Raw genomic sequence first — 11,769 nt, 5'->3', positions numbered from 1 at the left:
GAGGCTAGGCAATAGACTGTTTGAGTGTCAGCGCGATGCGCCTTGCATCCTTCTCGTCTATCACGTTGGCAAAACCCAGCAACAATCCCTGTTGCGGTTTGGCATTGATGTACCAGCGCGACAAGGGATGCATGGCCAGCCCTGCAGTGCGCGCCAGATCTGCCAGCAGCACATCGTCTTCATGCTGGCCCAGCTTGGCCAGCATGTGCAGACCGCCTGGTCGCAAATCGATGCGTATGCGGTCGCCTAACACCTCCTGAAAAACCCGCTGCGTCACAGCACGGCGTTTGGCATACAGCACACGCATTTTTTTCAGATGGCGCGAGAAATGGCCTTCGGCGATAAAGTCGGCGACGCCGGCCTGAAACAGATACGGACTACCCGCGTTCAAGTTGTAGGCAACCGCCTGGAAGCGCGCCACCGCACTGATCGGTGCCACCACATACGCCAGTCGCAAACCCGGAAACATCACCTTGCTGAACGTGCCGCTATAGATGACGCGGTCATTGCGATCCAGACTTTTCAGCGCAGGCAGCGGCCGCCCCTGATAGCGAAATTCACTGTCGTAATCGTCTTCGATAATCCAGCTGCCGGCGCTGCTGGCCCACTCCAGCAAGGCCATCCTGCGCTCCAGCGATAGCGTCACACCGAGCGGACTTTGATGCGACGGCGTAACCATCGCGAACTTTGCATACGGACTGAGGCGCTTGCCTTCTTCCACCATCAAGCCATGCTCATCGACCGGCACCGGCACTAGCTTGACCGCCGTATTCTGCAGAAATGGACGCGCCAGAATATAACCGGGATCTTCAAACCAGAATTCATCGCCGATGGTGGACAGACTACTCAAGGTCAGTTCCAGCGTGCCACGCAAACCGGTCGTGATGAATACCTGTTCCGGCAGGCAAGTCACGCCGCGCGACACGCCCAGATAAGTTGCAATGCGCTCGCGCAAGCGGTCATAGCCGGCAGGATTGGGATAAGCCAGGCGCGCCGGTTCGCTGCCGCGCAGTCTATGCGCGACGATACGGTTCCATACCTTGCGCGGGAACGCATCGAGCGCTGGCAAACCCAGTTGCAGCGGCTTTGGCGCTTTGCCGTCGTGATCGAGGATGGCAGACACTGTTTGCCCGGGTGCCAGCGCAGGCGGCCGCAGCACTGCCGGCTGCGGCAAGGATAGCGACACGATGGTGCCGGCGGCGCCCCTGACCTGCAAGTACCCTTCATCGGTCAGTATTCGATAAGCCATCTCCACCGTGCCACGCGCCAGATTCAACTCGGTCGCCAGCGCGCGCACCGCCGGCACGCGGTCACCGGCACGCAGATGCCCTTGCTCGATTGCCGTCTTGAAACGTTGGCATATCTGCAAATACATAGGCAGTTCCAGCGTCCTGTCGATACGCAAATCGAGTTCTGACTTGGCGGGGTTTGCACCAATCGCACTATTTGCCGGTTTCTTCATGGACTAGTCCCTTTCACATTTCTTGGCCCTTCTAACATGGCCATGATATTCGCATACTACACATCAAGGAAACGCCAGTTTATTTACCCCGACTCATCAAACCGACTTACTCGAACAAGGAGCTTTACATGCAAACTCGTCTCGACTTCTACAGCGCCGACCCAGCCATCATGAAAGTATTGATAGGTGTTGAAAACCAGCTCGCCAAAGGCAGCATCGACATCCTGACCAAAGAACTGGTCCGCCTGCGTGCATCGCAAATCAACGGATGCGCCTTCTGCCTCGACATGCACGTGACCGACGCACTCAAGGCTGGCGAAACACAACGCCGTCTGGCGACCGTCTCTGCCTGGCGCGAAACACCATTCTTCAGCGACCGCGAACGCGCGGCCCTGGAATGGACAGAAGCACTGACACTGGTTTCACAAAACCATGTACCCGATGCAGTATGGGAAGCAGTACGCCCGCACTTCACCGATGCAGAACTGATGGAACTGACCGCATTGATCACATCGATCAATAGCTGGAATCGTTTTGCGATTGCATTCCGCAAAATGCCTGCGTAAGTTTCATTGTCACGTCAGCATCGTTCCAACTTCACGCACATCCCTCGCCCACGATCAAGCACCTCGATCGGGCACACTGAAAGGTTTATATGAAAATTCTTGTTATCGGCGGCAGCGGCCTGATCGGCACCAAAGTCGTGACCAATCTTCGTCAACTCGGCTACGAAGTCCTGGTCGGCTCGCCCAGCACCGGCATCAACAGCATGACCGGCGAGGGATTGGCCGATGCGATGAAAGGCACGCAAGTCGTCATCGATTTGAGCAACTCGCCATCCTTCGAAGACCAGGCCGTGCTCGACTTTTTTGAAACCTCAGGTCGCAACATACTGGCCGCGGAAGAAGCAGCCGGCGTCAAGCATCACATCGCTCTGTCCGTGGTCGGCACCGAACGCATGCTGGAAAGCGGTTACTTCCGTGCCAAGATGGCACAGGAAAAGCTGATCAAGGCATCCAAGGTTCCGTACACCATCGTGCGCTCCACGCAGTTCTTTGAATTCCTCGGCGGCATCGCGCAATACGGCACGGTCGGCAACGAAATTCGCCTGTCGCCAGCCCATGTACAACCTATTTCATCAGATGACATTGCCGCCATCGTGTCGGATACCGCACTAGCAGAACCAATCAACGGTACCTTCGACGCTGCCGGTCCGGAAAAGGTCGGCCTCGCAGAATTGATGAAGCGTTACCTGATCGCGCTCGGCGATCAACGCGTGGTCGTCACCGATGCCGGCGCAGCATATTACGGCGCGCAACTCAACGATCAATCGTTGACGCCGACTGGTGAAGCGCGTGTCGCGACCACCACGTTTACCGCATGGCTCAGCAAGTCGCAAGCAGCCTGATCTGCTTAAGGTGCCGCGCCAAGTGCAACGCAGTTAGCGCGGCACCGGGCACGACAAGCACGCTCTGTTTGCCGCGATAGTGTGGCAGATAGGGCGCATATTCTTTTGGAGAAACCCATGAAGTCTCTGGTGGATATCAGCCACATCGAACACAGCACCGATGATCTGGAAGCGTCGTTTCCAATCATGAAGGAATTGCGCCCGCATCTAAAAGATCGCGCAAGCTACGTCGTGCAAATCGCGCATCAGCGCACGCAAGGCTATCGTCTTTTGGCGGCATGGAGCGACGGTGCCATCGTCGGATTGGCCGGCTATCGCTTGATGGATAATATGTTGTATGGCCGTTTCGTTTATGTCGATGATCTGGTGGTGACTGCAAGCCTGCACCGTTCAGGACTCGGCGAACGTCTGCTGAATGCGGCACGACAACAGGCGATCGCCTTGCAGTGCGAAAATTTTGTACTGGATACCGGTTTGCATATGCCACTGGCGCAGCGCTTTTACTTCCGACAAGGCCTGCTTGCAAAAGGCATGCATTTCGTCCAACCGCTTGCAGCAACACATACACAGGAATCATCCACATGACACGCATATTGTTATTGAACAGCGGCCCGCACAGCGATGCGAGTCACGGCTATCGGCTTGCGATGGATACGATTGCCGCGTCCGGCCTGAGCAACGTGCAGATCACCGAACGCGATCTGGTGCAGTCGCCTATCCCGCCGATCGGACGTGACTACGCGCTCGCCGTCACCTCGCACACGCCGCACGACGCACAAGAATTCGCCTGGTCAGAGCGACTGATCGCCGAACTGGAGCAGCATGACCTGCTGTTCATCGTCACGCCCATGCACAACTTCACGGTACCCGCCGCGCTCAAGTTGTGGATCGATCATGTGATCCGCATCAACCGCAGCTTCAACTCCACACCGCAAGGCAAGGTGGGCTTGATGAAAGACAGGCCGACCTTTGTACTGGTCAGCTCGGGTAGTTTCCATGTGGGCGAACGCGCCAAACAGGCCGACTTCCTGACGCCGTATTTGAAGTATGCGCTGGCATCGATAGGCATCAGCGACGTGCATTTTTTCCCGCTGCAAGGCCTGGTGTTCGGTCCGGAAGCCGTCGCGCTGGCAGTCGAGGAAGCCCGTTTGCAATTGTCTGAAAAATTGTCACTGGCCATTGCCTCACCGCAGACTGCAGACAATTAATCAGGGCGCATCACGACGCAACGAGCAGCTTGATGTAAGTAAGTACAAACTCTATACGAACTTTTAATGCGGACGGTGAGCGTGCAGCGACGCCGGGAGGCGGGAGGCGGGATAGGCAGGACAAACAGGGAAGAGGAATGGGAGGGCGGCTACGCCCTACTTCTTTGCCTTGACCTTGATGTGGTGGGCCTTGACCATTTCGGCCGCCTCCACCAACAGATACAAACCGCCGAATACCCACAGCGGCAAGATCAGGCAAAAAAGTGCATAAAGTAAGACGTCCATCATGACCTCGCTGGGGATTGCCGGCATCGTGCTTGATGACCGGTACAGAACCGTGCTGGGGAAACAGAATCTACACGCTTAAATGTACGCATGCCGGCGGCAGGTTTCAAGCCCCTGTCGAAAAATACCCTTGAGCTTAGGCAAAAGCGCCACAGAATTCATCCGCCACCCAGCTGAGGACACCTGAACGCTACTGACTTGCGCTGACCATCATTGCACCAGGCAAAAAAAGAGGACGAAATTTTCGTCCTCTTTTTAGTACTGCTTTTTACTGCTGCTATTTTTTACTCCTGCTATTTGCTACTACCAGCCGATCGCCTTCGGCAGCCAGGTCGCAATCTGCGGGAAGAAAAACACCAGTACCAGCGTCAGGCCTTGCATCGCGATGAAAGGTACAACCCCCTTGTAAATATCCCTGGTGGTGACCTCCGGCGGCGCGACCCCCTTCAGATAGAACAGCGCCCAGCCAAACGGCGGCGTCAGGAAGGATGATTGCAGATTGATCGTGATCAACATCGCCAGCCACACCGGATCGACACCGTGTGCCAGCATCACTGGCAGGAACAACGGCACCGCGATGTAGCTGATCTCGATCCATTCGACGAAGAAGCCCAGCACAAAGATCAGCAGCAACATGAACCAGATTGCCGTGTTCACACCGCCCGGCAGCGTGGCAAACATGTCGGTGATCAGATCCTCGCCGTGCAAGCCACGGAACGACAGTGCAAATACCTGTGCGCACATCAGGATGAACATCATCATCGCGGTGATCTTGGTCGTATCCCGCACGACATTGCGCAATACATCCCACGTGAAGCGTCGCGAAACGATGGTCACCACAATCGAACCCAGCGCACCCATGGAGGCAGCTTCGGTTGGTGCAGCAATGCCACCGACGATAGAGCCCAGCACAGAAACCACCAGCAGCACCGGTGGCACCACGACCTTGACGAAACGTATCCACAATTGCTTGCGGGTGACGCTGTCACGCTCTTCCTGCGAGATCGGCGGCATCATGTCGGGCTTCAACCAGCCCATGAACAGGATGTAGACAATGTAGACCAATGCCAGCAAGACGCCCGGACCGACCGCGGCGGCGAACAGCGTGCCGACTGACATCTGCATGATGTCCGACAACAGAATCAGGATCAGACTTGGTGGAATGATTTGTCCCAGCGTACCGGACGCGCAAATTACGCCGCACGCCATGCTCTTGTCGTAACCACGCTTGATAAGCGTCGGCAGCGTCAATAAGCCGAGCGTGATGACGGTTGCGCCGACAATCCCTGTCATCGCTCCCATCAGCACACCGAACAGGACAATCCCGACTGCCATGCCGCCGCGCAAACGACCGGCAAGGTGACCCATCACATCCAGCAGATCATCCGCCAGCCGCGACTTCTCCAGCATCACGCCCATGAAGATAAACAGCGGTATCGCCAGCCACTGGTAACCGGTCGCCACGCCAAACAGACGCGCCGGCAACAGATTGAACAAGCCAGGGCCAAAGCCGATGGCACCGAATACAAAACCGACCGTCGCCAGCGTGATCGCAACCGGCACACCTATCATCAACAGCAGGAAGAATCCCACCAGCATCATGATGGCGAGAATTTCAAATTCAGGCATGAGTAGCCCCTTCCTTTTCCTGATGCTGTGCAATCAGCTTGAGCAGTGCAGCTATCGATTGCAACAACAACAAACCAAACCCGATCGGCAACAGTGCCTTGATCGCCCAGCGCAAAGGCAAGCCACCAGGATCGGACGAGATCTCGCCGATGGAATACGATTGCTGCACATAGTTGATCGACAGCCAGATGATCACGCAGCAGATACCGATCTGCAGTCCCAGCGACAGCAGGTCAACCAGATATTTGGTACGCGCCGAATAGTTCGCATAGAACAAATCCACGCGCACGTTATCGTCCTTCAGCAGCGCATAACTCATGCCGAACAGAATGAGGGCACCCATCAGATGCCACTCCAGTTCCTGCGACCAGACAGCGCCGAAGCTAATTGTGTAACGCAGTATTACGTTGACAGTCATCAGTGCGATGATCAGCAGAGCCAGCCACGAGGTGGCTCTGCCTATCGCGTCAATGACCGCCTCGATCGACCTGACGGTCGACCAGATGGCCTTGTTAGTCATGAAAACTCCGTTATTTCTGAACCTTGTTGTGATACGCGGTTTCGCTGTACTTGGACCACGCGTCATACTTGGCCTGGTACGCCACGTACGAATCGTTCACTTTCTTGGTCATCGGATCTTTGGCAACGGCTTCGTCGATGACCTTCTTGGTTTCGGCGCGCAAGGCTGCAATCACGCTATCCGGCAACGGACGTGCGATGACACCCTGCTTGTTGACCAGATCGTCCATCGCTTCGGCATTGTTGCGTTGGCACCATGCTTCGCTGATGACATTGCAGGCAGCTGCTGCGTTGGTCACGATGGCTTGCAAGTCCTTCGGCAATTTGTCCCATGCGGCCTTGTTGATCAACAACTCGGATACAGTCGACGACTCGTGCCAGCCGGTGGTGTAGTAGTACTTGGCCGCTTTTTGCAGACCGAGTTTGCGATCCTGGAAAGGACCGACGAATTCTGCCGCGTCGATCACACCGCGTTCCAGTGCCGGGAAGATTTCACCGCCTGGCAACAGCTTGACGTCGACGCCCAGCTTCGCGTAAACCTTGCCGGCGAGGCCAGGGATACGCATTTTCAAACCCTTCAAATCGGCGACCGTTTTGATTTCCTTCTTGAACCAGCCAGTCATTTGCACGCCGGTATTCCCGCAAGGCATGGCGACCATACCGAAAGGTGCATACACTTCGTTCCACAGCGCCAGACCACCGCCGTCATACAGCCAGCCGTTGATACCCTGGAAGTTCAAACCGAAAGGAACTGCCGTAAAGTACTGCGCAGCGAAGGTCTTGCCGGTCCAGAAATAACTGTTCGCATGATTCATCTCGACGGTGCCGGAACGCACTGCATCGAAGCCTTCCAGCGCCGGGATCAACTCACCCGCACCATAGACCTGAATCTTCAAGCGACCTTCAGACATTTCGGTGATGCGCTTGGCCAGATCGGTCGCGCTGCCCGGACCTTCCATATAGAAAGGCGAGCCTTTTGGATATGCACTGGTCATTTTCCAGTTGAATGTGGCGCCTTGCGCCTTGGCCACCATTGGAAAGGCAAGGCTGGCACCTGCCACACCTGCTGCGATACCACTGGATACGAATTTACGTCGGCTGTTTTGCATGGTCGAACTCCCAAAAAAGTTGCACAGAATGAAATCTCACTGAAGTGTCATACCTTTTACATGGTGCATTAATTGTGCCATGTCAGTTTTTGAGAGAAATCACCGAAATTGCGCGCTTTTGACGATAGAAATTCGTGAGATGCACACAAAGAGTGCTTTTCTCCATGTTTTGCACAAACAACACTCACAGGTAAAACGAGTGCATCAGCGGAAGGAAGTTAAGAGATATGCAACAAAACGGCGCGTTTCACGGTTACCGCGAGCGCGTCATGACATTGATGGAAAAACAGATAAAAATAGACAAAGACGACAAGGAGCGACGGCGATGGATACCGGTCGATAAGCGCGCTCACAAATGACAACCTGCAAGTTGCCCGCTACGCGTTACAGGCCGCGCATTACAAGCTACAAGCCGCCCATAAAGCGCAAGGTGTTGCGGGTGTATTCCTCGACATAATCCAGTAGCAAGTCCGATGAATGCCTGGCGTGCGCCTCATCATTGGCGGCTATCGCTCTGGCAATATTGGCGTGCAAACTGGCTACCCGCGCCAGATCGCCGAAGCGCTTGAAGTGCAAATACCAAAAGCGCCGGGTCTGCGCCTCGATCGGTGCGATGGCATAGGCCACATATTTATTTTGTGCGGTACTGACCACCAAGCTATTGAATTCGCGATCGGTCTCGATAAAGATCCCTTCATCGTCCTGCTTGCCCGCCAATTCAAACTTGAGCGCCAATGCAGAAAAAGTCTGACGCTGCGCGTCGAGCGCCAAACGCGCAGCACGCCCGGCCATGATTTTTTCCAGTTCGCGCCTTACTTCAATCATGTTCAGCTGATCAGCCATATCGATATCGGACACGATCACGCCGGAGCGCGGCAAAATCCTGACGGTGCCCTCGATCGCAAGTCGTTGCAGCGCCTCGCGCAAGGGCGTACGACCAAAACCCAAAGAACGATTGAGTGATTTCTCCGAGATCTTGCTACCGGGCGGTAACTTCAGCGTCACGATCATCTCTTCCAGAATGCGGTAAGCCATTTGCGCCTGGTTTTCGCCATTCGAATCCATCTCGGATTGAAGCGCAGCGACTTGATCTTGCGTAATCATCTATCGGCCTTGAGGTTGCATGGATGTAAAAGTCGGACTTGCGGGCGCGCCACTACAAAAACCCGCATTCAAAAATGAACATAAAGCCCGGACACACGCCGCAAAGCTGCAATTTTCGTTCCCAGTCCTTGCGCATGCGCTCAAGCAATAGTTGCCGACTGCGGATTGATAGCCCTGCGACTGCGAGCTTGCGAACGGGCAAAAAAAAGAGGACGAAAATTTCGTCCTCTTTTTTATTCAGCGATACCGCTTAACGCGTACTTGCCACTGCTTACTTCCGTTTGCTACCCAACTTGATCATCGGCTTGCCGGATGGGCCGGTCGATGGTTTGGATGGCGCGCGTGGTGCAGCGAAGGGCTTGCCACCAGCGACAGCAACGCGCTTGGATACCGGCTTGTTGCCGCGCGCCTTGTCGGCCACACGTCTATCGCCGCCCTTGCTTGGCGGTGCAATCGTGACGCGCTTGTCCATCGTCTTTTCTTCCATCGGACGCAAGCCCGAATGGCTGATGCGCAAAGGATTGCCGGCGATGGAAACGGTTTTGAGCTGATCGAAGACCTCATCCGGCATGCCGGCAGGCAGATCCAGCAGGCTGTGATTTTCAAAGATTTCGATGCGGCCTATGTACTTCGCCTCCAGCCCTGCTTCGTTGGCGATGGCACCGACGATGTTGGCAGGTTTGATGCCGTGCGCATGACCGACTTCAATACGGAAAGGCTCCATATCGACTGCACCCGCTTTTTTCTGCGCGGTCCGTTCTTTCTTTTGTGCACCCGGCTCTTTAGCCACTGGTTCGTCGCTGTCGAAATGTTCTTTCTTGAGCGCGGCTGCTGGTGCTGCTGGTGCTGTTACTGCTGCCGATGCGGCCACTGGTGCAGGCGCAGGACGCTCCGCACGCGCTGGACGTTCCTTGCTGTCCGCGTAATCGGCTTTTTCCTTGCGGGCCGGCTTGTCGAAAGACGCTTCTTTTCTCGCTGCTGGTGCCGACGCTGAGGCTGAGGCTGAGGCTGATGTTGTTGCTGATCCAGCGCCCTCGCCGTCTGCCGTGATATTCAATTGCTGACCGGCGACCCAGACTTTTTTCAGGTGCTCGAGCATGTCGGACGGCAGGCTGTCCGGCAGATCGAGTGTGCTGTAGTCATCATAGATTTCGATACGACCTATGTATTTGGAATCGAGGTTCGCTTCATTCGCAATCGCGCCGACGATATTGCCCGGCTTGACGCCGTGCGCATGGCCGACGTCGATGCGGAAAGTTTGCATGCCTTCATCCGGCGCACGCGCAACACGTTCCTTGCGCGGTGCAGCCGAACGCTCGGGACGGTCACCACGTTCCGGACGTTCGAATCTTTCCGAACGCTCTGGTCTGTCATTGCGTTCAAAACGCTCAGCACGTTCAAAGCGACCGCCCGATACCGGCTTGTCGCTGCCCCACGATTCGCGTGGCGCAGGCTTGTTCTTGTCAATCAGCAGCGGCACATCGCCGCGCGCCATCTTGGCCAGCGCGGCAGCGATTTCGACTGCAGGCACATTGTGTTCGCGCTCGTAATCCTCGATCAGCGAATGGAATACGTCCAGTCCGCCAGCCGCGATGGTTTCTGCAATCTGTTCCTTGAACTTCGAGATACGCACATCGTTGACCGCCTCGACGCTAGGCAATTCCAGCACAGAGATAGGCTGGCGCGTGGCACGCTCGATAGCTTTCAACAGATTGCGTTCACGCGGCGCGATGAACAAAATCGCTTCACCGCTACGGCCAGCGCGACCGGTACGGCCGATGCGATGGGTATAGCTTTCCGGATCGTGCGGCACGTCGTAGTTAATCACGTGGCTGATGCGCTCAACGTCCAGACCGCGTGCAGCAACGTCAGTCGCGACCAGGATGTCGATCTTGCCATCCTTCAGTTGCTGGATCGTGCGCTCGCGTTGCTGCTGCTGGATGTCGCCATTGATCGCCGCTGCGGAGAAACCGCGCGCCTGCAATTTGCTGGCCAGTTCTTCGGTGCCTAGTTTGGTACGCGCAAAGATGATCATGCCGTCGAAGGTTTCCGCTTCCAGGATGCGTGTCAACGCCTCGAGCTTTTGCATACCGCTGACCAGCCAGTAGCGCTGGCGAATATTGTCGGCAGTGCCGGTCTTGGCAGCGACGGTAATCATTTCCGGATCGCGCAAGTAGGTGGTCGCAATGCGCTTGATGGCGGATGGCATGGTCGCCGAGAACAAGGCGGTCTGGCGCGATTCCGGCGTCTTTTGCAGAATGGTTTCTACGTCATCGATAAAGCCCATGCGCAGCATCTCGTCGGCTTCATCCAGCACCATGGTCTTGATCTTGGACAGATCGAGCGAGCCTTTTTCCAGATGGTCGATCACGCGACCCGGGGTACCGACCACCACATGCACGCCACGACGCAAGGCGCTTAACTGCGAACCGTAGCTCTGGCCGCCATAAATCGGCAACACGTGAAAACCGGGAATATGCGTCGCATAACGCTGAAAAGCCTCGGCCACCTGGATCGCCAGCTCACGCGTAGGTGCCAGCACCAGCGCTTGCGGTGTGGTTTGCTTGATATCGATGCGGGCAAGAATAGGCAGCGCAAAAGCCGCCGTTTTACCAGTGCCGGTCTGCGCCTGCCCCAGTACATCGGCGTTATTCAGCAGCAGCGGAATCGTGGCAGCCTGAATAGGCGATGGCGACTCGTAACCAAGCTCTTTCAGCACGCGCAACAGCGGCTCGCTCAGGTTAAGGTCGGCAAATAGGGGGAAGGTTGGGTCAGACATAGATGCTCACAAAAATGGTCGTTTCGCGGAAATGCGAAAGATGGGACGTAGTTTACTCTGTTGCCGTCCAAAAGCCCTGAATAAACTCGTTTACCCGTCCGCAAACGCCCGAGAAAGGCTTAATGTGTGGGGCGAAAGCGCAACCGTAAGATCGTACAAATTCAAAATTACATATCGATTTCCAGATTCTTTTCCTGATATCTCCCAATCGCAAAAAGTACCGTATGCCGCATGCAAAATGTTCGACCAGATTGCCCGTTTTTTAA

The 11,769-nt window shown here is 55.7% G+C and carries 11 protein-coding genes; 4 read left to right on the top strand and 7 right to left on the bottom strand.

Annotation, left to right across the window (positions count from 1 at the left end; genetic code table 11):
• Positions 1–4: 4 nt before the first annotated feature.
• The gene (gene pdxR, locus ACFQO0_RS07685; protein WP_382233426.1) at positions 5–1,462 is read right to left on the bottom strand and encodes a MocR-like pyridoxine biosynthesis transcription factor PdxR; all 1,458 of its coding nucleotides are present in this window, start codon (positions 1,460–1,462) and stop codon (positions 5–7) included.
• Positions 1,463–1,590: 128 nt separating this feature from the next.
• Here pdxR and ACFQO0_RS07680 point away from each other — a divergent pair, with 128 nt between their 5' ends.
• The 4 genes from ACFQO0_RS07680 to ACFQO0_RS07665 all read left to right on the top strand — a co-directional run bounded on the left by ACFQO0_RS07680 (position 1,591) and on the right by ACFQO0_RS07665 (position 4,078).
• Positions 1,591–2,028 (top strand): carboxymuconolactone decarboxylase family protein, encoded by a 438-nt coding sequence (locus ACFQO0_RS07680; RefSeq protein WP_382233425.1) that lies wholly within the window; start codon positions 1,591–1,593, stop codon positions 2,026–2,028.
• Between the two features lie 89 nt (positions 2,029–2,117).
• Complete coding sequence (locus tag ACFQO0_RS07675; RefSeq protein ID WP_382233424.1) at positions 2,118–2,870, top strand: SDR family oxidoreductase; 753 nt, start codon at positions 2,118–2,120, stop codon at positions 2,868–2,870.
• A 117-nt stretch (positions 2,871–2,987) separates the two neighbouring features.
• Entirely contained in the window at positions 2,988–3,455 is a 468-nt protein-coding gene (locus ACFQO0_RS07670) for a GNAT family N-acetyltransferase (protein ID WP_382233423.1), read from the top strand.
• Positions 3,452–4,078 carry an FMN-dependent NADH-azoreductase gene (locus tag ACFQO0_RS07665; protein ID WP_382233422.1) on the top strand — a complete coding sequence of 209 codons (627 nt, stop codon included), beginning with the start codon at positions 3,452–3,454 and terminating at the stop codon, positions 4,076–4,078. Before ACFQO0_RS07670 ends, ACFQO0_RS07665 begins: the two co-directional genes overlap by 4 nt.
• A 156-nt stretch (positions 4,079–4,234) precedes the next feature.
• Here the strand turns inward: ACFQO0_RS07665 and ACFQO0_RS07660 are convergent, their stop codons facing one another.
• The 6 genes from ACFQO0_RS07660 to ACFQO0_RS07635 all read right to left on the bottom strand — a co-directional run bounded on the left by ACFQO0_RS07660 (position 4,235) and on the right by ACFQO0_RS07635 (position 11,503).
• Positions 4,235–4,366, bottom strand: coding sequence for a hypothetical protein (locus ACFQO0_RS07660; RefSeq protein WP_382233421.1), 132 nt, complete (start codon positions 4,364–4,366; stop codon positions 4,235–4,237).
• Positions 4,367–4,666: 300 nt separating this feature from the next.
• A complete protein-coding gene (locus ACFQO0_RS07655; RefSeq protein WP_382233420.1) occupies positions 4,667–5,992 on the bottom strand; it encodes a TRAP transporter large permease in 1,326 nt (441 codons plus the stop codon).
• Positions 5,985–6,512, bottom strand: coding sequence for a TRAP transporter small permease subunit (locus ACFQO0_RS07650; protein WP_382233419.1), 528 nt, complete (start codon positions 6,510–6,512; stop codon positions 5,985–5,987). Before ACFQO0_RS07650 ends, ACFQO0_RS07655 begins: the two co-directional genes overlap by 8 nt.
• Positions 6,513–6,522: 10 nt before the next feature.
• Positions 6,523–7,620, bottom strand: a complete 1,098-nt coding sequence (locus ACFQO0_RS07645; RefSeq protein ID WP_382233418.1) for a TRAP transporter substrate-binding protein — start codon at positions 7,618–7,620, stop codon at positions 6,523–6,525.
• 405 nt (positions 7,621–8,025) lie between these two features.
• Entirely contained in the window at positions 8,026–8,724 is a 699-nt protein-coding gene (locus ACFQO0_RS07640) for a GntR family transcriptional regulator (RefSeq protein WP_382233417.1), read from the bottom strand.
• A 271-nt stretch (positions 8,725–8,995) separates the two neighbouring features.
• Entirely contained in the window at positions 8,996–11,503 is a 2,508-nt protein-coding gene (locus ACFQO0_RS07635; RefSeq protein WP_382233416.1) for a DEAD/DEAH box helicase, read from the bottom strand.
• Positions 11,504–11,769 lie beyond the last annotated feature (266 nt).

The organism is Herminiimonas aquatilis (assembly GCF_042665175.1).
GTDB classification, from domain to species: Bacteria; Pseudomonadota; Gammaproteobacteria; order Burkholderiales; family Burkholderiaceae_D; genus Oxalicibacterium; species Oxalicibacterium aquatilis.
Note: the sequence above shows the minus strand (reverse complement) of the source record. Positions and strands in the feature narration are given on the sequence as shown.